17 protein-coding genes are annotated in these 19291 nt (G+C 71.2%); 14 read left to right on the forward strand and 3 right to left on the reverse strand.

The annotated features are described in order from the left end of the window. Positions 1 to 6 precede the first annotated feature (6 nt). The 3 genes from ACFY1T_RS04335 (at position 7) to ACFY1T_RS04345 (ending at position 3490) form a co-directional block, all read left to right on the forward strand. Positions 7 to 864, forward strand: coding sequence for a DUF3558 domain-containing protein (locus ACFY1T_RS04335; RefSeq protein WP_390786872.1), 858 nt, complete (start codon positions 7 to 9; stop codon positions 862 to 864). A gap of 177 nt (positions 865 to 1041) precedes the next feature. Next, positions 1042 to 1821 (forward strand): DUF3558 family protein, encoded by a 780-nt coding sequence (locus tag ACFY1T_RS04340; protein WP_030864502.1) that lies wholly within the window; start codon positions 1042 to 1044, stop codon positions 1819 to 1821. Positions 1822 to 1948: 127 nt separating this feature from the next. Next, on the forward strand, positions 1949 to 3490 hold the full coding sequence (locus ACFY1T_RS04345) for a DUF2637 domain-containing protein (protein WP_390786873.1): 1542 nt from the start codon (positions 1949 to 1951) through the stop codon (positions 3488 to 3490). 96 nt (positions 3491 to 3586) lie between these two features. Here the strand turns inward: ACFY1T_RS04345 and lysS are convergent, their stop codons facing one another. Beyond that, positions 3587 to 5326 (reverse strand): lysine--tRNA ligase, encoded by a 1740-nt coding sequence (lysS, locus tag ACFY1T_RS04350; RefSeq protein WP_390786874.1) that lies wholly within the window; start codon positions 5324 to 5326, stop codon positions 3587 to 3589. Between the two features lie 181 nt (positions 5327 to 5507). Between lysS and argS the strand changes: the two genes are divergently transcribed. Further along, positions 5508 to 7268 (forward strand): arginine--tRNA ligase, encoded by a 1761-nt coding sequence (gene argS, locus ACFY1T_RS04355; RefSeq protein ID WP_390786875.1) that lies wholly within the window; start codon positions 5508 to 5510, stop codon positions 7266 to 7268. Between the two features lie 97 nt (positions 7269 to 7365). On the opposite strand, the gene ACFY1T_RS04360 is transcribed toward argS, so the two are convergent. After that, complete coding sequence (locus ACFY1T_RS04360; protein ID WP_390786876.1) at positions 7366 to 7638, reverse strand: DUF1876 domain-containing protein; 273 nt, start codon at positions 7636 to 7638, stop codon at positions 7366 to 7368. A 1239-nt stretch (positions 7639 to 8877) separates the two neighbouring features. Here ACFY1T_RS04360 and ACFY1T_RS04365 point away from each other — a divergent pair. After that, positions 8878 to 9612: a hypothetical protein gene (locus tag ACFY1T_RS04365; RefSeq protein WP_390786877.1), complete on the forward strand. Its 735-nt coding sequence runs from the start codon at positions 8878 to 8880 to the stop codon at positions 9610 to 9612. A 176-nt stretch (positions 9613 to 9788) separates the two neighbouring features. Here ACFY1T_RS04365 and ACFY1T_RS04370 read toward each other — a convergent pair whose 3' ends face one another. Continuing rightward, positions 9789 to 11318, reverse strand: a complete 1530-nt coding sequence (locus ACFY1T_RS04370) for an FAD-binding oxidoreductase (RefSeq protein ID WP_390786878.1) — start codon at positions 11316 to 11318, stop codon at positions 9789 to 9791. 234 nt (positions 11319 to 11552) lie between these two features. Here ACFY1T_RS04370 and ACFY1T_RS04375 point away from each other — a divergent pair, with 234 nt between their 5' ends. From ACFY1T_RS04375 to ACFY1T_RS04415, 9 genes are all read left to right on the forward strand, one after another. Continuing rightward, complete coding sequence (locus tag ACFY1T_RS04375; protein WP_390786879.1) at positions 11553 to 12242, forward strand: RibD family protein; 690 nt, start codon at positions 11553 to 11555, stop codon at positions 12240 to 12242. Continuing rightward, positions 12239 to 12712, forward strand: coding sequence for a deaminase (locus ACFY1T_RS04380; protein ID WP_390786880.1), 474 nt, complete (start codon positions 12239 to 12241; stop codon positions 12710 to 12712). The genes ACFY1T_RS04375 and ACFY1T_RS04380 overlap by 4 nt, the downstream gene beginning before the upstream one ends. Before the next feature lie 87 nt (positions 12713 to 12799). Beyond that, positions 12800 to 13381, forward strand: coding sequence for an NADPH-dependent FMN reductase (locus ACFY1T_RS04385; RefSeq protein WP_390786881.1), 582 nt, complete (start codon positions 12800 to 12802; stop codon positions 13379 to 13381). Positions 13382 to 13554: 173 nt separating this feature from the next. Next, positions 13555 to 14727, forward strand: a complete 1173-nt coding sequence (locus ACFY1T_RS04390; RefSeq protein ID WP_390786882.1) for an MFS transporter — start codon at positions 13555 to 13557, stop codon at positions 14725 to 14727. A gap of 109 nt (positions 14728 to 14836) precedes the next feature. Continuing rightward, on the forward strand, positions 14837 to 15451 hold the full coding sequence (locus ACFY1T_RS04395) for an NAD(P)H-dependent oxidoreductase (protein ID WP_390786883.1): 615 nt from the start codon (positions 14837 to 14839) through the stop codon (positions 15449 to 15451). Further along, positions 15448 to 16251 carry an arylamine N-acetyltransferase gene (locus tag ACFY1T_RS04400; protein WP_390786884.1) on the forward strand — a complete coding sequence of 268 codons (804 nt, stop codon included), beginning with the start codon at positions 15448 to 15450 and terminating at the stop codon, positions 16249 to 16251. Before ACFY1T_RS04395 ends, ACFY1T_RS04400 begins: the two co-directional genes overlap by 4 nt. 150 nt (positions 16252 to 16401) lie before the next feature. Continuing rightward, positions 16402 to 16797 carry a DUF4440 domain-containing protein gene (locus tag ACFY1T_RS04405; protein ID WP_030869801.1) on the forward strand — a complete coding sequence of 132 codons (396 nt, stop codon included), beginning with the start codon at positions 16402 to 16404 and terminating at the stop codon, positions 16795 to 16797. Between the two features lie 31 nt (positions 16798 to 16828). Next, positions 16829 to 17476 (forward strand): NAD(P)H-dependent oxidoreductase, encoded by a 648-nt coding sequence (locus ACFY1T_RS04410; RefSeq protein ID WP_030869799.1) that lies wholly within the window; start codon positions 16829 to 16831, stop codon positions 17474 to 17476. A 198-nt stretch (positions 17477 to 17674) separates the two neighbouring features. Continuing rightward, positions 17675 to 19255 carry a class I adenylate-forming enzyme family protein gene (locus tag ACFY1T_RS04415; protein WP_390786885.1) on the forward strand — a complete coding sequence of 527 codons (1581 nt, stop codon included), beginning with the start codon at positions 17675 to 17677 and terminating at the stop codon, positions 19253 to 19255. Positions 19256 to 19291: the final 36 nt, after the last annotated feature.

Consider the following 19291-nt stretch of genomic DNA (forward strand, 5'->3'; position numbering starts at 1 on the left):
GTGGACGTGCAGCGCAAGGCGGTACGGCAACGACGACGAGTCCTGCCGGGCATCGCGATGCTCACCGCGCTCATGGTCGGCGCGGCCGGCCTGACCGGGTGCACCAGCGGCAGCGGCGACGGGTCCGACACCGACTCCAAGGCGGGCGACAGCAGCCCCGCTCCCGCACCGGCCGGCAAGTACCGCAGCCTGCCCGCGCCCTGCAAGGCCGCCGACGGCAAGCGCCTCAAGGCGATGCTCCCGGCCGGGGACAGCCTCACCGAGCAGCAGCGCGCCCAGCTGTACGCCGGAGTCGCGGACACCTCGTACGACGGCGACCGGCACGTCGGCTGCCGCTGGACGGCGCAGTCGCCCGAGGAGACCCGGCTGCTGTCGGTCGGCTTCGAGCGCGTGGTCTCGTACGACCGGACGCTCATGAGCGACGACGACAAGGCGCGGCAGGTGTACGTGCGCCGGCTGACGGACGCGCACCTGCCGTTCCCCGGACCCGCCGCGAGCCCCACCCCGAGTACGGCCGCCGGTGCGGCCACCAGCCCCGGCGCGCCCCCGCCGGCGAGCGGGCAGCCGGCGTCCCCGGGGGCCGGCAGCCCTTCCGCTTCCGCTTCCGCGCCGCCGCCGGAGCTCGGCTCGCGGGTGCTCGAAGGGCTCGGGACCGAGGCGTACATCGAGGACAAGCTGAGCGCGGCGGGCGCGAGCGCGGCCCAGTCGCGGACCGTGCGGATTGTGTTCCGTACCTCGAATGTCATCGTCACGGTGGAGTACAGCGTGCAGCCCGCGCTGCCCGGTACGGTGCCTTCGAGCCCCGAAACCCAGGACAAGGCGCGGCAGTTGGCGCAGGCGCTCGTCGAGCGTTTCAACGAGTGAGCGGGGGCGCGCGGGGCTCGGCGTGACGGCGCGCACAGCAGGCGCGCGCCGGGTCGGGCTACCTTTGTTCGGGTCCCGCGCCCGCCCGCCGAGCCCGAACCGAGCCCCGAACCGAGTCCGAACCGAGTCCGCACCGCGTCCACAGAACGCGCCCACAACGTACTGACTGAAGGAACCATGCACCGATCTGCCTCGCGCCTCACTCGCGTTCTCGCCTGCGCAGCCGTCCCGGTGATCCTCACCGTCGCCGGCTGTTCGTCCGACTCGGGCAAGGACTCCGCTTCGGGCGGCGACAAGAAGCCCGGCGCGTCCTCCTCCGCCAAGCCGAGCGGCAAGGCTTCGGCCGCGCTGGAGAAGGCGGCGTTCGCGACGCTGCCCGACCCGTGCAAGTCGATCCAGACGAAGACGATCGAGACCCTCGTCCCCGAGGCGAAGGACAAGAACGGCACCGCGACCAAGTCGAACGACCTGGCCTCCCGCGCCAGCTGCTCCTGGAACGGGCTGGACGAGGACGGCCTGAAGGGCTCGCAGTACCGCTGGCTGTCGATCTCGCTGGTCCGCTACGAGTCCCACTCCTCGCTCGGCGGTGCGAACAAGCGCGCCGAGGACCAGTTCAACAAGCAGGTCGAGACCGCGAAGGCGACCGAGGGCGCGCAGAACGTCAAGGTCGAGCAGGCGGGCGGGATCGGCGACCAGGCTTCGTCGATCGTGTACGGCGTGAAGAAGGACGTGGACTTCTTCAACACGACGATCGTGGCGCGCACGCAGAACGCCGTGATCACGCTCGACTACAACGGTGCGGCCTACGAGGGTGCCGGCGCTCCGGATCAGGCCAAGCTGCTCGAGAACGCGATCGCCGCGGCGAAGGAGGCGGTGGCTTCGGTCGCCACCGCCAACCAGCAGCAGCAGCCGGCTCAGCAGCAGCCTGAGCAGCAGGCTTCTCCCTCCGCGCAGTAGGCGCGGCGGGTCCGGGCGGCGCGGCGGGCGGCGTGGCGGGCGCCTAACGGGAGGCTGACATTCAGTCACCTGTGCGGGCACCCGTACGCTGTGCCTGCCGTAGCTCGACAAGGGGAGGGGATCGCGGGTGGCCGCGATGCAGCTGACTCGTACGCACCGGATACTCATCGGCGTCGTGGTCGCAGGAGCCGTGGTCATCGCGGGGATCGGTTTCGCCGGTTCGTACGCCGCGGTCCGCGCGCTCGCCCTGCAGAAGGGGTTCGGGAACTTCTCGCTGGTGTTCCCGATCGGCATCGACATGGGCATCTGCGTGCTGCTCGCGCTGGACCTGCTGCTGACGTGGATCCGGATCCCGTTCCCGCTGCTGCGCCAGACGGCGTGGCTGCTGACCGCGGCGACGATCGCGTTCAACGGCGCGGCGGCCTGGCCGGACCCGCTGGGCGTGGGCATGCACGCCGTCATCCCGATCCTGTTCGTGGTCACGGTGGAGGCGGCCCGGCACGCGGTGGGCCGGATCGCGGACATCACCGCGGACCGGCACATGGAGGGTGTGCGCATCACGCGGTGGCTGCTGTCTCCGCTGCCGACCTTCAAGCTGTGGCGCCGGATGAAGCTGTGGGAGCTGCGGTCGTACGAGCAGGCGGTCGGCATGGAGCAGGACCGGCTGATCTACCAGGCGCGGCTGCAGGCCCGGTACGGCCGCGCATGGCGCCGCAAGGCCCCGGTGGAGGCGCTGATGCCGCTCCGGCTGGCCCGCATCGGCGTCCCCCTCTCCCAGACGGCCCCCGAGGGCCTGGCGGCGGCGGGCATCGACCCGCTGCTCCTGCCTCCGGCGGCGGCCATCACGAAGGACGCCCCGGCCCCGGCGCCACCGGCCCCGGCGCTGGAGACGGGCCGGGCGGCGCAGTCCGCCGGCCGGGTGGGCGAGGCGGCGGGCCACGCGGGCCCGGTCGGCTCGGCCGCGGGTGTTCCGGGCCCGGCGGGCCCGACAGGTGCGGCCGGGGCAGGTGCGGCCGCGGCGGTTCCGGCACGGCCGGGGCCGGCGGGAGCGGTCGGGGGCCCGGCCGGCCCTGTCGGCCTGGCCGCCATGGCCGCGGGCATTCCCGGGCAGCCTGGGCCGGGTGCGGCGCAGGCGGCGGCTGCCGCCCAGGTGCCCGGGGCGGGGACGGCAGCGGCCCCGCCGGGCCACACCCCGCCCGCGTTCGCGGTGGACCCGACGGCGATGCCCGCCGCCCATGACAGCGCCTGGTTCGCGGCCCCGCTGGCTCCGCAGGCCGCGTACGAGGGCGGTTACAACCCGCAGTACGTCGAGGGCCTGGAGCCGACTCCGGTCATGCCCCCGGCCGGCCCGGACGAGGTCGTCGCGCAGCAGGACCGGCTTCCCGTACCGGCCGTCGCCGCCGACGTCGACGGTGACGGCGATGAGGCCGACGCCGACGCCGATGTCGATGCCGACTTCGACCAGGTGAAGTTCAACGAGGCCGCGTACGAGGTGTTCCGCGCCTACCTGGACGAGCACTCCGACTACCCGACCCCGGAGCAGGTGGACATACACCTCTCGGACCGCCACGGTCTCGACCACCCGCGCAGCTCCTCGATGATCCGCAAGCTCATGCCGGGCCTGAAGCTGCGCTACCAGCGCGAGCTGGAGAACGAGCACATCGCGTGAGCCCCGTGCCGTGAGCGGCGACGCCGAGCGGCGAGCGGAAGGGCCCGCACCCCCTCGGGGTGCGGGCCCTTCACGTACCCGTGGAACGGCTGCCGCTCAGGCGGCCAGCAGCTTGCGGACCCGGTCCGCGCCCACGGCGAGGAGCAGGGTGGGCAGGCGCGGGCCGGTCTCGCGGGTCACGAGAAGGCGGTACAGCAGTGCGAAGAACGTGCGCTGCGCGACCTTCAGCTCCGGCGTGGGCTTCGCGTCCGGCTCCAGGCCCGCCATCACCTTCGGCACGCCGTAGACGAGGGTGGTGAGCCCGTCCAGCGACCAGTGGGAGTCGAGGCCCTCCAGGAGCAGCCGCAGCGACTCGCGGCCCTCGTCGTCCAGGGACGACAGCAGCTCGGTGTCGGCGGACTCCCGCACCAGCGTCCGCTGGTCGGCCGGGACCTGGGTGGTGATCCAGTTCTCGGCGCGGTCCAGGCGCGGCCGTACCTCGTCGAGGGAGGTGAGCGGCTGCGACGGGTCCAGGTCGGCCAGGATGCGCAGGGTCTGCTCGTCGTGCCCGGCGGTGATGTCCACGACCGACGCGAGCGTCCGGTACGGCAGCGGCCGCGGGGTGCGCGGCAGCTCGTGCGAGGCGACGCGTACGGCACGGGTGTGCGCGGCGGCGTCGGCCGGCAGCACCGAGCCGTCGGCGACCTTGGACTCCAGCTTGTCCCACTCGTCGTAGAGCCGCTGGATCTCCTGGTCGAAGGCGATCTTGAAGGACTGGTTCGGCTTGCGGCGCGCGTACAGCCAGCGCAGCAGCTGCGGCTCCATGATCTTCAGCGCGTCGGCCGGGGTCGGGACCCCGCCCTTCGACGAGGACATCTTGGCCATGCCGCTGATGCCGACGAACGCGTACATCGGTCCGATCGGCTGCTCGGCGCCGAAGAGGTGCACGATCTGGCCGCCGACCTGGAAGGACGAGCCGGGCGAGGAGTGGTCGACGCCCGAGGGCTCGAAGATGACGCCCTCGAAGGCCCAGCGCATCGGCCAGTCGACCTTCCAGACCAGCTTGCCGCGGTTGAACTCCGACAGCTTGACGGTCTCGGTGAAGTCGTCCTCGGTGCAGACGTAGGTCAGCTCGGTCGTCTCGTCGTCGTACGAGGTGACCTTGGTGAAGTCCTTGTTGCACGCGCCGCAGTACGGCTTGTACGGGAAGTACTCCGAGCCCTCGGCGCTGCCGTCGTCCTCGTTCGCCGCGCCGGAGCCCTCGGCGGCCTCCAGCTCGGCCTCGTCGACCTGCTTCTGCTGGGGCTTCTTGCCGCCCGGCTTCTGCTTGGTGCGGTACTGGTCGAGGACGGCGTCGATGTCGCCGCGGTGCTTCATCGCGTGCAGGACCTGCTCGCGGTAGGTGCCGGCCAGGTACTGCTCGGTCTGGCTGATCGGGTCGTACTCGACGCCCAGCTCGGCCAGTGCCTCGACCATGGCGGCCTTGAAGTGCTCGGCCCAGTTCGGGTGCGCGGAGCCTTCGGGGGCGGGGACCGCGGTCAGCGGGCGGCCGATGTGCTGGGCGTGGGACTCCTCGGTGACGCCGGGGATGCCCTTGGGCACCTTGCGGTACCGGTCGTAGTCGTCCCAGGAGATCACGTGCCGGACCTCGAAGCCGCGGCGGCGGATCTCGTCGGCCACCAGGTGCGGGGTCATGACCTCGCGCAGGTTGCCCAGGTGGATCGGGCCGGAGGGGGAGAGTCCGGACGCGACGACTACGGCTTTGCCCGGGGCTCGGCGCTCCGCCTCGGCGATGACCTCGTCCGCGAAACGGGAGACCCAGTCGGTCTCGGTGCTGCTCTGGGCGCTCTGAGCCACGACACGTCCTTCTATCTCGAATGCTGGCTTCTCGCCATTCTCCCAGACGGAGCGGGGCACTCCGGGGTTGCCCACGGGCCCCCTTTATCTCGGGAAACGGGACGGCCCCACGTGGGATACTCGGGGCTTGTCGGAACAACCAAGTGCAGCTTCAGGCACGACCTCACAGGAACGGCAGCTCATGGCCTCGGTCCCTTCCCTCGCTTCTTCGGTCAATCAGCGCGTCGCCGACGCCCTCGCCTCGGCTCTGCCGGAGGCCGGTGGCGCCGACCCGCTGCTGCGACGAAGCGACCGGGCCGACTTCCAGGCCAACGGCATCCTGGCACTCGCGAAGAAGGCCAAGGCCAACCCGCGCGAGCTGGCGACGACCGTGGTCGGCTCCATCCCGACCGGTGACCTGATCAAGGACATCGAGGTCTCGGGCCCCGGCTTCCTCAACATCACCGTCTCCGACCGGGCGATCATCGAGACCCTCGCCGCCCGCGCCGGCGACGACCGCCTCGGTGTCCCGTACGCCGCGAACGCGGGCACGACGGTCATCGACTACGCGCAGCCGAACGTCGCGAAGGAGATGCACGTCGGCCACCTGCGGTCCGCGGTCATCGGCGCGGCGATGGTGGAGATCCTGGAGTTCACGGGCGAGAAGGTGGTCCGGCGCCACCACATCGGCGACTGGGGCACCCAGTTCGGCATGCTCATCCAGTACCTGCTGGAGCACCCGCACGAGCTGGACCACAAGTCGGACGCGGAGGTCTCCGGCGAGGAGGCCATGTCCAACCTCAACCGCCTCTACAAGGCCTCGCGCGCGCTCTTCGACTCCGACGAGGAGTTCAAGACGCGGGCGCGGGCGCGCGTCGTCGACCTCCAGGCCGGCGACGGGCAGACCCTCGCCATGTGGCAGCGGTTCGTCGACGAGTCGAAGATCTACTTCTACTCCGTCTTCGACAAGCTGGACATGGACATCCAGGACGCGGACGTCGTCGGCGAGTCCGGCTACAACGACATGCTGGTCGAGACGTGCAAGCTGCTGGAGGACTCGGGCGTCGCCGTCCGCTCCAACGGTGCGCTGTGCGTGTTCTTCGACGAGTACAAGGGCCCGGACGGCAACCCGACCCCGCTGATCGTCCAGAAGTCGGACGGCGGCTTCGGCTACGCCGCGACCGACCTTTCGGCGATCCGCGACCGCGTGGGGAACCTGAAGGCGGACACCCTCATCTACGTGGTCGACGCCCGCCAGTCGCTCCACTTCAAGATGGTCTTCGAGACGGCCCGCCGCGCGGGCTGGCTGAACGACGGGGTCAAGGCCGTGCAGCTGGCTTTCGGCACGGTCCTCGGCAAGGACGGCAAGCCGTTCAAGACCCGTGAGGGCGAGACGGTCCGGCTGGTGGACCTGCTGGACGAGGCGGTGGAGCGGGCCGCGTCGGTCGTTCGCGAGAAGGCACAGGACCTGACCGAGGCCGAGATCGCCGAACGCGCGGCGCAGGTCGGCATCGGCGCGGTGAAGTACGCGGACCTGTCGACTTCGGCCGCCCGTGACTACAAGTTCGACCTGGACCAGATGGTGTCGCTGACGGGTGACACGTCGGTGTACCTCCAGTACGCGTACGCCCGTATCCAGTCGATCCTCCGCAAGGCCGGGGACGCACGTCCCGCGGCCCACCCGGAGCTGGCCCTCACCCCGTCCGAGCGGGCGCTGGGCCTGCACCTGGACCACTTCGGCGAGCTGCTCGCCGAAGCGGCGGCGGAGTACGCCCCGCACAAGGTGGCGGCGTACCTCTATCAGCTGGCCTCGCTGTACACGACGTTCTACGCGGAGTGCCCGGTCCTCAAGGCCGACACCCCGGAGCAGGTCGAGAACCGCCTGTTCCTGTGCGACCTGACCGCCCGCACGCTCACCAAGGGCATGTCCCTGCTGGGGATCCGCACTCCCGAGCGTCTCTGACCCCGTTCGGGCAAGGTGCCGTGAGGGGCTCGAAAGTCCCTCACGGCACCTCTCGCGCTCTCGCCCGCAGCGTGTGGTCCCACCCTCGCGCAGTGGGTCAGTGGCTGAGCGGGTAAGAGTGTCGGCCCGTCGCGTCGTCGATCTCCGAGTGGGCCTTCTGCAACATCTGGGACGCGAGATCCATCAGCGCGCGAGCGCCTGCGATCTCTTCCCCGACCCGCAGCTGCTCCGGATCGGAGGGGTGGCGCATGGCGTAGCCGTGCGCCCTCATCTCGGAGCCGTCACCGAGCCTGACCATGGCCGCCGCGCTGGTGCGGTGGCCTTCCTCGGTGAATTCGAGCTCCACGTGCCACCCGACGAGTGTGGGCATGGTGCATCACCTCCAGGGGGTCACCCTGTCTCCAGGGTGCGCCCGGGGCGGCGGGACCGCGAGCGGGGGCTTCGGGGGGGCGGGGTCCCGGTCCGGCGGGGTCGGGATGGTGTCCGGGGGCGTCCCGGCAGTCCACTGTCCTTCCGTGTCGGGCCGGTCCGTCAAGGGCGCTCACTTCGTTCGCGTCGCTCCGCGATGGCCTTCGGCCACCCTTGACCGACCGCCCCGCCCCGGAAAGACAACAGACTGCCGGGAAACCCCCGAAGGAATGGCCGGGAGGATACCGAGGAGGAGCGGGCCCTCAGCGATCCTGACCGGCACTCTTCGCCGGCCCTGTTCCCGTCCCGGGACCACCACACCCGGCCACGACCAGGGCGCGCATCAGATCGCTACGCGCTCCTCACATCTCAGCGACCGACGACCGCCCGTGGCCGGACATAAGCCGCCCAGACGACGTCCATGGACGACTATTTCGGCGTCTGCGGGTCGCCGGAGGACGCCAAAGGACCGTCATGGGCTGCTTGCGGGCGTCTGAGGACCGTCTGCGGACGAAAAACAGGCGAGAGGGAGTCTCATGCCGGATTTCCCAACCTCCCACTCCAGCAAGACGGTTCGTGAGTCCCGATCGTCTACCAAAAGGGACAAACGGGCCGCAGGCGCCCTGTTGGAGTGGTTGGGGCTGGTCGTGGGCGGCTTATGTCCGGCCACAGGCGGTCGTCGGACGCTATGCCGACAGGAGCGCGTAGCGATCTGGGGCGCCCCTGGGACTGGCCGACGGCCGGTGGTGCGGGTGAGGCGGGACGTGGCCGAACCGGGTGGCAAGGTCCGCATCCCTGACGCACCCGTGGGCCTGGCCGTCCCCCTGACCGTTCCTTCGGGGGCTTCCCGGCAGTCTTATGGCATTCCGGGGCGGGCCGGGCAGTCAAGGGTGGAGCGCAGCGACATCGCGAAGCGACGCGAACGAAGTGAGCGCCCTTGACGGCCCGGACCGACACGGAAGGACAGTGGACTGCCGGGAAACCCCCGAACCCCCACCGACCCCGATCACCGGAACCCCGTCTGCACCGCCATGGTCACCCTCCGGGGTTCCGGCGCGCCCCACCTCCACGAGGCCGTCTTCCAGACCATCCGGGGCGTCAACCCCGCCCGCCCGTGAGGCGCGCCGGTCCGGATGTTTGCCCGTGCGTTCGCGGCCGGGGAGGCTGTGGGGAGCGAACATGCGTACGGGGGAGGCTTGTGGTGGCCGAGAGCAAGAGCGGGTCCGGGCGGCTGGTCGGGGTGTTACTGGCCGTCCTGTCGCTGATACCCGCGCTGATCTGCGGGTTGCTGTTCACGGTGGCGCTGCCGGATGACGTCCGGCGGTACGAGGACTACGCCGCCGCCCGGCCCTGTCCCGCCGACGACTGCATCCGTACGCTCCCAGTCGCCGTTGACCGCACCGTGGTCGAGAAGGGCAAGGGAGGCAAGTTCGAGGCGACGCTCTCCAGCCCGGGCGCCTGGACGGCCGTCGTGCGGTTCGGGGACCCCGGGCCGCTGCTCTCGCGGCTGGAGCCCGGCGATCAGGTGTCCGCCACCGTGTGGCGCGGCCGGATCATGGCCGTCGCCCAGGGGGACATCCGGCAGGGCACCGCCGACGAGCCCCGCGACGAAGCCCGGATCGGCGCGGGCCTCGCCACCTTCACGGGGCTGCTCGCCGCCCTCGGGCTCGGCTTCGCGGCCGCGTGGCTGGCCGGGGCCGGCGGGCGCGGGCCGTGGACGTGGCGGGCGCTCGGGATGCCCCTGCTCATCGGTTCGGCGCTGAGCTGTCTCGGCGTTGCCGTCGGCGCCCACCTGATCGGGCTCCCCTGGTGGGCCGTGCCCCTGGTCGTGGTGCCGTTCGTGGCGTACGCCGCCTTCCGGCTCCACCGGTACCGGCTGCGGCCGGCGAGCGGCACCGCAGGGCGCGGAGTGACAGATTCCTCTCCCGCTCCGTGAACCACCGCCCGGCCCCTGCCTAACCTGCCCGGCATGGGAAGGAACAGGAAGCCGAGTTGGTGGCGGGTCTGGTCACGGCTCTGGCGGGCCGGGCTCCCCGCCGGGTCGGCGCACGTCTGGCCGCTGCGCTGACCCGGCCGCCGGGGTGCGGGGCTGAGGCCCGGCCCGCCCCTCCCTCAGTCGATGCCCTGCGCGAAGCGGAAGAAGCGGTTGGGGTCGTAGGCGCGCTTGACCGAGCGGAGGCGGGAGTAGTTCCTGCCGTAGTAGGCGTCGCGCCAGTTGGTCAGGGCCGGGTCCATGTAGTTCTGGTACGACTGGTGCAGCGAGGCCGCGTACGGCTCCACCGTGTTGAAGCCCCTGTCGACCCAGGCCTGGCCCCGGTCCTTGTCCTCCTGCGTGAGGTTCGGGCTGGTCAGGCCCACCGAGTACCCCGCGTTGAAGAGCGAGTCGCGGTGCACGAAGGCCGTGGCCGTCGGGGCGACGTCGTTGACCTTGCCCGCGTAGGCGAAGAGGCCCAGGAAGCGGAACTGGCCCGGCCGGAAGTCGGCCGTGAAGGCCGTCAGGGCCGCCTCGGCGTTGGCGCGGGTCCAGCCGCGGGCGAAGAAGTTGTTGCGGCCCAGGGAGTAGTTGTCGCGCGTCAGCTGCGCCTCGGGCGAGTAGCCGATCCGATGGCACTGGTCGACGGTCTTCGTGCCGCAGCCGAAGACGTTCATCATCGCCTCGCGGTACGGCGCTTCGGCGACCGTGCGCGAGGTCGTGGGCCGGCCGACGGCCGCGACGAGCTGGTCGAGGACCCGGTCGGCGTCGGCCTTCGGGCCGGCGTAGCCGCCGGTGAGGACGACGTACGGCTCGGTGCCCTGCGGGGCGTCCGTGGAGAGCAGGAACAGCAGCTCCGCGGAGAGCTCCCGGGGCGCGGTCGCGATCCAGTCCTGCCAGGCCAGGATCACCTGGACCGCGTCCGACCAGGCGAAGTTGAGGTTGTACGTGGTGAGCGAGGGGATCTGGACCGGCTGCACCTCGAAGTCGGTCACGACGCCGAAGTTGCCGCCGCCACCGCCGCGCAGGCCCCAGTACAGGTCCGGGTTCTCGGTCTCCGAGGCCCGTACGGTGCGCCCGTTGGCCAGGACGACGCGGGCCGACACCAGCCGGTCGGCGCCCATGCCGAACTTGCGGGTGGCGTAGCCGAGGCCGCCGCCCTGGAGCCAGCCGCCGACCGCGACGGTGGGACACGTGCCGGCCGCCACCTGGATGTTGTACGGGGCGAGGGTGTTGAGGACGTCGACGCCCTGGCTGCCCGGTCCCAGGTGGACGGTGTCGCCGGGGCGGACGTGGTTGATCTTGGAGACGTCGATGACCAGGCCCGGCGTGGTCGAGTAGCCGGCCTGGCTGTGGCCGCCGCTGCGCACCGCGGGGGCGAGGCCCCAGTCCTGGGCGAACCGGATGCACGCGGCCACGTCGGCCTCGCTGGTGCAGTAGGCGATGGCCTGCGGGTGGATCACGTCGTACTGGGCCAGCTGCAGCTGCTTGGCCGTCTCGTACGCGGCGTCGCTCGGCAGGACGAGCCGGCCTGACAGCCGGCCCTGCAGGGTCTTCCACGGGGTGGCGCCGGCAGCCTGCGCCAGCATCAGGCCACCGGTTCCGGCGGTCAGTGCGGCGGCCGCCCCGACGCTGGCACCGGCGCGTATGAGCGAGCGTCTGCTGAGCACGTGAACCACACTCCGTTCAGTCCTGGCACCCAGGACGAGGCATTCGGTCGAGTGCGTGCAGCCTCGGTCAGGAACGCACGGTTCCCGCCACGACCATCCGGAATCCGTCACTACCGGGCGGTGGACCCGGGCCGAGCTGACGTACTCGGTCCGCGGCCCGCAAGTTGGCCGAGGGGCGCCGCCTACGGTGACGCCCCGACCGACGAGCAGGGTGCAGGGAGGGGTGACGTCCGCATGGGCAGTGCGCGCAGGCCGTACGTCCTGTTGTCCGCCGCGATGAGCGTGGACGGGCGGCTCGACGACGCGAGCCCCGACCGGCTGCTGCTGTCGTCCCCGGAGGACTTCGACCGGGTGGACGCCGTACGGGCGTCCTGTGACGCGCTGCTGGTGGGCGCGAGCACCGTACGGAAGGACGATCCGCGGCTGCTGGTGGGCGATCCGCGGCGGCGGGCCGCCCGGGTAGACCGCGGCGAGCCGGCGGATCCGCTCAAGGTCACCGTCACCGCCTCGGCCCGGCTCGATCCCGGGCTGCGCTTTTGGCACTGCGGCGGCGAGAAGCTGGTGTTCACCGTGGACGCGGGCGCCGGCCCGCTGCGCGCGGCCCTCGGCGGTCTCGCCGAGGTGGTGAGCACGGGGCCGGAGCTGGACTGGGCGCGGGTCCTCGACGTGCTCGGGCGGCGCGGTGTCGGGCGCCTGATGGTGGAGGGCGGCACGTCCGTGCACACGCAGCTGCTGGCCCTGGACCTGGCCGACGAGCTCCAGGTGGCCGTGGCCCCGCTGCTGGTGGGCCAGGAGGGCGCGCCGCGGCTGGTGGGCGGGGCCGAGTTCCCGGGCGGGCCGGCCGCGCGGATGAGACTGCTGGACGCGCGGGTGGCGGGCGACTCCGTCGTCCTGCGCTACGCGCCGAAGGAGCGTGCCCTGTGACCCCGTTGTACCTGTCGGACGAGGAGTGGATGCGCCGGGCGATCTCCCTGTCCGGGCTCTGCCCGCCCAGCCCGGGCGCGTACTCGGTGGGTGCCGTGCTCGTGGACGGCTCCGGGATGGAGCTGGCGTACGGGTACAGCCGCGAGGGCGACCCGAGCGTCCACGCGGAGGAGTCGGCGCTGGCCAAGCTCGCGCCGGGCGACGGCCGGCTGAGCGGGGCGACGCTCTACTCGACGCTGGAGCCCTGCTCGCAGCGGCGCTCGCGGCCGGATCCGTGCGCCCGCCTGGTGATCGCGGCCGGGGTGCGCCGGGTGGTCATCGCCTGGCGGGAGCCGGCGCTGTTCGTGGCGGCGTGCACGGGCGTGGCCGAGCTGTGCGCGGCCGGGATCGAGGTCGTGGAGCTGGCGCGGCTGGCCGGTGAGGCCCGCAAGGCCAACGCACACCTGTGGGCGGCGGGCCCGGGGAGTTGACGTACTCGCGCAAGCGGCGTTGTCCGCGCGGCTCGTGGCGCAAAAAGTGGGCACCGCTAGCCCGTACTCATCCGGAGGTATTTTTCAATGTCTGAGCCGCTCCGCGTCGCAGTCATCGTCGCAAGTGTCCGTGACGGCCGGTTCGGCCCGGTCATCGCCAACTGGTTCACCGGTGTCGCGCGTGAGCGGCAGAGCCTGGACATCGACGTGATCGACCTCATCGAGCACGACCTGCCGAACCGGCTGTCGCAGTCGCCGGACCTGGAGGTCCAGGCGCAGCTTTCCGCGGTGTCCCCGCGGCTGGCCGCCGCCGACGCGTTCGTCGTCGTCACCCCGGAGTACAACCACTCCTACCCCGCCTCGCTCAAGTCGCTGATCGACTGGCACACCACCGAGTGGCACGCCAAGCCGGTCGGCTTCGTCGGCTACGGCGGTCTCGCTGGCGGTATGCGCGCGGTCGAGCACCTGCGCCAGATCTTCGCCGAGACCCACTCGGTGACGGTCCGCGACACCGTCGGTTTCCACGGTCCGTGGGGCCAGTTCGACGAGGAGGGCAACCTCATCGACCCGACCGAGGCGGAGGCCGCGGCCAAGACCCTCCTGGACGCCCTGGAGTGGTGGGGCACCGCGCTGAAGGACAAGAAGGCCCAGAAGCCGTACGGCGGCTGAGCGCCGACCCACCACGCCCGGCCCGGCCCACCCTCCCGGGGTGCACCGCAGCCCCAGGAGGAACGATGAGCCCGCACACGGCCCCTGCCCGGCCCACCGCCCCGCACGGGGCCCCGTCACACGAAGGCGCGACCGGACCGGCCGCCCCCGGGGAGGGGGGGTCGGTCCGGGGTGTGATCACGGCCATCTCCCTGCTCGGGATGCTGGTGGTGGGGCAGTTGTACGTGGCGATCCCGCTGCTGCCCGACATAGGGCGGGCCTGGGGGGTGGACCAGGCGTCGGCCACCTGGGCCACCTCGGCGTACGCGGTGACGTACGCGATCGTCTCGCTGTTCAGCGGGCCGCTGGCCCGGCGGTTCGGGACCCGGACGGTGCTGGTGGCCGGGGTGAGCGCGCTGGCGGTGGCGACCGCGTGCGTGCCGCTGGCCGACTCCTTCGGCGCGGGGCTGGCGCTGCGGGCCGGTCAGGGGGTGTTCGCCGGCGTGTACGTACCGCTGGTGTACGCGTACCTGAACACGCACATGCCGGCTTCGAAGCTGCCGACCGCGCTGACGATCGTCTCCGCCTGCATGGCGGGGACCATCGTCGCGGGGCAGGTGGAATCGCAGCTGCTGGCCGCCGTCGTCGGCTGGCGGGGCACGTTCTGGGTGACCGCGCCGCTGCTGCTGGTGGGCGCGCAGGTCCTGCGCCGGGTGCTGTCGTCCCGGGATCCGGTGCGGGCCACGGCCGGCGGCGCCTCCGGAGAGCCGGCCTCGCCCGCGGATCGCGGGGCCACCCGGCGCATGTGGCTGCGGCTGCTGCCGCTGTACGTCGTCGGGCTCACCTGCTCCAGCACCCTGACCGCCGTTTACACGAGTGTGCAGCTCTACGGTCCGGCCTCGCTGGTCGGTGACGGCCAGGCGATGCTGACGCTGCGGGCCACGGCCATTCCGGCGCTGGTGCTGGGCGTGCTGGTGGCTCCGCTGCTGGGCCGGATCCCGGCCCGCAGGCGCGGTGCCGGGGCGTTCGCCGTGGCGGCGACGGGTATCTGCGGCGCCGGGCTGTTCGGTGGCACGGCCACCGGGCTGGCCGGGTCGATGTTCGTGTTCATGCTCGGCCTGGCGGCGATCGGTCCTGCCGTGGTGCAGGAGATCGGCGCGACGGCGGGCGTGGCGCACGGAGTCACGGCCACGGCCCTGTACGGGTTCACGCTCAACATCGGCGGCGGGGTGGGCGCACAGGTCCCGCTCGCGTTCGGCGAGGTCAGGGGCGTCGGGCTGTTCATGTCCGCACTGCTGGCCTGCTGCGTGGTGCTGCTGGTCGTGACCGGACGCCGCCGGCGCCGGGCCGCGTACGTGACGGACTAGAGCCGGCGCCCTCGATGGGGCGCCGGGCACGGAACAGGATCAACTCAAAGGCCCCGGCAGTCGAAAACCGGAAACGAGCGGGGGCGGTCGAAAGGGAGTGCATCTCGTCATGACGAACATCGCTGTCATCTACTACTCGTCCACCGGCTCCACCCACAAGCTCGCCGAGGCCGCCGCCGCCGCGGCCGAGAAGGAGGGCGCGGAGGTCCGCCTGCTGCGCGTCGCCGAGATCGCCCCGAACGGCGAGGCCGCGAGCCGCGACGGCGCATCCGACTTCCAGAACGCCACCAAGGACATCCCCGTGGTGACCCTCGCGGACCTGGAGTGGGCGGACGGCATCCTGATGGGCACCCCGGTGCACTTCGGTCTCGCCGCCCCGCAGCTGATGCACTTCATCAACTCCACGTCGAAGCTGTCGATCGAGGGCAAGCTGCTGAACAAGGCGGTCTCCGCCTTCGCGTCCGGCTCGGCGGCCCACGGCGGCCAGGTCTCCGCGATCCTCGCCCTGCACAACGCGATCACCCACTGGGGTTCGCTGATCGTCTCCACCGGTTCGACGGACCCGGTCCTCTACAAGCCGAAGAACGGCAACCCGTACGGCGCCTCCGCCGTGGTCGGCGGCAACCCGGGCCAGGTCCCGGAGGAGAACCTGGAGGCCGCGGCCTTCCAGGCGCGCCGTACGCTCGAGGTCGCCTCCGTGGTCAAGACGCTGGACGCCCGGTGATCGACAACGGGCTCGCCACGGCGTACCTGGCCCGGATCGGCGCCTCGCGCCCCGCGAAGGCGGATCTGGCGGCGCTGGCCGAGCTGACCGAGCGGCACGTGCTGACCGTGCCGTTCGAGAACCTCGACTACCACCTCGGCCAGGAGATCCACCTGGACGAGCGGGCCGTCGACAAGATCGTGCACCAGGGCCGCGGCGGTGCCTGCTACGAGGTGAACCCGGCCTTCGGGCTGCTGCTGGAGGCCCTCGGCTTCCAGGTGGAGATCCTCTCGGCGCGGGTCCACCGGCCGGGCGGGCTCGGCGCTCCGCTGGGTCACCTGATGCTGCGCGTGACGGTCGACGGGTCGGCGTACCTGGTGGACGTGGGCTTCCGGCGCAACGCGCGCCGGCCGCTGCTGCTGGGCACCGAGGAGGTGCAGTTCGACCCGCAGGGCGCGTTCGCCTTCGGGCCGGAGCGGCAGGGCGAGTTCGACCTGTTCCTGGACGGCGATCCGATGTACCGGGTCGACGGGCGGGCGCGTGAGCTGGGCGAGTTCCGGCCGTCGCTGTGGTGGTTCCGCACCTGCCCGGATTCGCCGTTCATGCAGGACGTGTTCTGCTCGCTGCCGACGGTCGACGGCCGGATCACGCTGAAGGGCCACACGCTGACCAAGCGCGTCCACGGCGAGTTCACCGTGGAGCACCTCGCCGACGACACCGAGGTGTTCGAGGCCTATCACAAGCACTTCGGAATGACGCTGGACCGGCTGCCCGACGAGCCCGTACGCCCCGAGGGCTCGCCCGGCATCGTTGTCGAGTAGCCGCGGGTCCCCACCCCGCACCGCTCCCCGACGCCCCCCACCTCTGCGCCCCTCCCCGGCGCGTGCCGCCGGATCCCCACTCCACCGCGGTGTGCGCCCCACCTCCCCCGCCTCCGCCAGGTATCTCCTTCCCCCCTCCCAGGAGTCACCATGACCACACTCGTCACGGCACCGGCCGAACTGCCCGATGCGTTCCTGCGCGCTTTCAACGCCCGCGACATAGAGGCGATCGATCGCCTCTTCGAGCCCGGGGCGGTACGCGTGCTGACCCCTGGCGAGGTCGTCACCGGCGAGGGCCGGCGCGATGCGACCCGCAGCTTCATGGCGCTCGGCATTCCGATGAAATTGACGGTGCGCCACTGCTACGAATACGACGACTTGGCGCTGCTGCTGTGTGACTATCTGATCAAGGGCGTCAAGCCGGACGGAACTTCCGTCCTCCACGAAGGCACGGCCACGGATGTGGTGCGCCGCGGTGCGGACGGATCCTGGCGTTATGCCATTGACAACCCGCCGGGAACCGACCGCGAAAGCGCGAAGCCCTGAATCCCACAAGACAAGAGAGATTGAAGAGCCGATGACCAACGTCGCGATCGTCTACTACTCGGCCACCGGAAACATCCACAAGCTCGCGGTGGCCGCCGCCGAGGCCGCGGAGAAGGCCGGCGCCCAGGTCCGGCTGCGCCGCGTCGCAGAGATCCAGGAAGCCACCATCGCGCCCAACTTCAGCGAGTGGACCGAGGCGTTCCAGGAGCACGTCGGCGGCAGCAGCCGCGAGGTCGAGATCGCCACTCAGGACGACCTCGACTGGGCCGACGCGGTCATCTGGGGCACCCCGGGCCGCTACGGCGCCATGGCCGGCCCGCTCAAGCACTTCATCGACCAGACCTTCGAACTGCACGCCCGCGGCGGGCTGAAGAACAAGGCCATGTCCTCGTTCACGTCCACGGGCACCCAGCACGGCGGCCAGGAGTCCACGGTCCTGTCGCTGTCGAACGTCTTCTACCACTGGGGCGCGATCATCGTGCCCCCGGGCGTCACCGACCCGATCATGGTGGCGCCGAGCAACGGAAACCCGTACGGCGTGAGCGCCACGTCCGGGCTCCAGGCCGTCCCCGGCCTGCTCGCCCAGAACGTGACCGAGGACAACCTCAAGGCGGTCGGCTACCAGACCGTCCGCACCCTCCAGGTCGCCGAGGCGCTCAAGCAGGGCCTCAACAAGTAACACCCCTGCAACCAGCGAGAACAGCAGGAACAGCAACGCACCGGCACCGGAAAGGCCCGTAGCGGGAGCATCCGCTACGGGCCTTTTCTCGCGCACGCCACAGTTAATTCCCGCCATTTCGATGGCTCGATTCCGTCGAGCTGACACAGTCAAACAACCGCCATTGGGCCCGGGCATTCTTGGTGAGAACTTGAACACATGCTCCGGATTCCCAAGAACAAGACGCCGCTCTACCTCGGCCTGGTGGCCGAGGAGGCTGCCGCCCAGTTCGGCGCCAACACCATCACGCTCGACCGCACCATGGACGCCCTCCCCGAGGTCGGCCAGGTCCTGACGGTCGCCCAATTCGCCGACCTGATCGCCGAGATGGCAAACCGCCTGTGGGCCAGTGGTATCCGGCCCAGCGAACACGTCGTCATCCACAAGACCAACAACTTCGACATCACCCTCTTCGCGTGCGCCGCGTCCCGCATCGGCGCTGTCCCGGTGATGCTCTCCGCGCACCTCGACGGGGAGACCATCAACGCGCTGCTGCAGCGGCTGCCTTCGCCGACGCTGCTGACGGACGCCGCGAAGCTCACGGGCTCGCTGGCCGCCTCGCCGCTCGCCGAACTCACCGCGCGGGTCATCTCGGTGACCGAGCCGGTCGAGGGCGCGATCTCGCTCTCCGACCTGGCCGGCGCTCCCGAGCGCACGGCGGTGACGCTGCACCCCGACTCGCACGCCATCATGACCCACACCTCGGGCACCACCGGCATCCCCAAGCTCGTGGTGCACTCGGCCCGCTCGATCGGTGCCCGCTACCGCTGGCAGAACATCCCCGTCAGCCTGCTGCGCCAGCGCGAGCCGATCCTGATGCACGTCTCCTACGTCCACTCGCGGATGTACCCCGGCATCGCGTCCATGATGCTGAACAACAAGCCGATGGTCTTCCTGGACGACGCCGAGCCCGCGAAGGTCGCGGACGCGATGGTCAAGTACCGTCCGGGCGTCTTCGAGACGCACCCGAACTCCTTCCTGGAGTGCGAGTCGATCCTCGACGACCCGCGCAAGCCGTTCAAGACGGTGCGCTTCTACAACTCCACCTTCGACGCCATCCACCCGGGCACGATGGACAAGTTCCTGCGGGCTTCGGAGCGCAAGAACCCCGTCTTCCTCCAGGTGTACGGCCAGAGCGAGTGCGGCCCGCTGGTGGGCCGCCCGTACACCCGCAAGACCGTCATGCAGGCCGACGGCCGCTGCCAGGGCTACTCCACGCCGGGCATCACCAAGTACCGCCTGGTGTCCCGCAACGGCAAGCCCGTCACCCGCGACAACCCCGGCTACATCGACGTACAGACCTCGGGCCGGGCCCTGACCTACTACGGCGAGGCCGAGCGCTTCGAGAAGCAGCTCGACGGCGAGTGGTGGCGCGGCGGTGACATCGGCTACCGCACCAAGTGGGGCTGCCTGCACCTGCTGGACCGCGAGGTCGACCAGATCCCGACGATCCACTCGACCCTCGAGGTCGAGGACACCGTCCTGCACCGGCTGCCCGAGCTCACCGAGCTCATCATCGTGCCGGGCCCCGAGAAGGAGCCCGTGCCGGTCGTCTGCACCAAGGACGACGCCCCCCTGGACCTGGCCCGCTGGAAGCGCGCCATCGCCGACCAGTCCGCGATGGCCGATCCCATCCAGATGAAGCTCGGCGAACTGCCGCGCACGGCCACCGCCAAGATCAAGCGCCTCGAGCTGGCCCGCCGGCTGGCCGACCAGGTGACCCACGAACTGGCCTCCTGAGCGAAGGCGCGCTCCGCACTCCACCGCACACCGAAC

The organism is Streptomyces sp. NPDC001194 (assembly GCF_042896985.1).
Taxonomy (GTDB): Bacteria; Actinomycetota; Actinomycetes; order Streptomycetales; family Streptomycetaceae; genus Streptomyces.

What these genes read in the sequence shown, in the direction of transcription:
- ACFY1T_RS04340 (WP_030864502.1), top strand. Translation starts at nt 1,042, where the DNA reads ATGCACCGATCTGCCTCGCGCCTCACTCGCGTTCTCGCCTGCGCAGCC.
- argS (WP_390786875.1), top strand. Translation starts at nt 5,508, where the DNA reads ATGGCCTCGGTCCCTTCCCTCGCTTCTTCGGTCAATCAGCGCGTCGCC.
- ACFY1T_RS04360 (WP_390786876.1), bottom strand. Translation starts at nt 7,638, where the DNA reads ATGCCCACACTCGTCGGGTGGCACGTGGAGCTCGAATTCACCGAGGAA.
- ACFY1T_RS04375 (WP_390786879.1), top strand. Translation starts at nt 11,553, where the DNA reads ATGGGCAGTGCGCGCAGGCCGTACGTCCTGTTGTCCGCCGCGATGAGC.
- ACFY1T_RS04385 (WP_390786881.1), top strand. Translation starts at nt 12,800, where the DNA reads ATGTCTGAGCCGCTCCGCGTCGCAGTCATCGTCGCAAGTGTCCGTGAC.
- ACFY1T_RS04395 (WP_390786883.1), top strand. Translation starts at nt 14,837, where the DNA reads ATGACGAACATCGCTGTCATCTACTACTCGTCCACCGGCTCCACCCAC.
- ACFY1T_RS04405 (WP_030869801.1), top strand. Translation starts at nt 16,402, where the DNA reads ATGACCACACTCGTCACGGCACCGGCCGAACTGCCCGATGCGTTCCTG.
- ACFY1T_RS04410 (WP_030869799.1), top strand. Translation starts at nt 16,829, where the DNA reads ATGACCAACGTCGCGATCGTCTACTACTCGGCCACCGGAAACATCCAC.
- ACFY1T_RS04415 (WP_390786885.1), top strand. Translation starts at nt 17,675, where the DNA reads ATGCTCCGGATTCCCAAGAACAAGACGCCGCTCTACCTCGGCCTGGTG.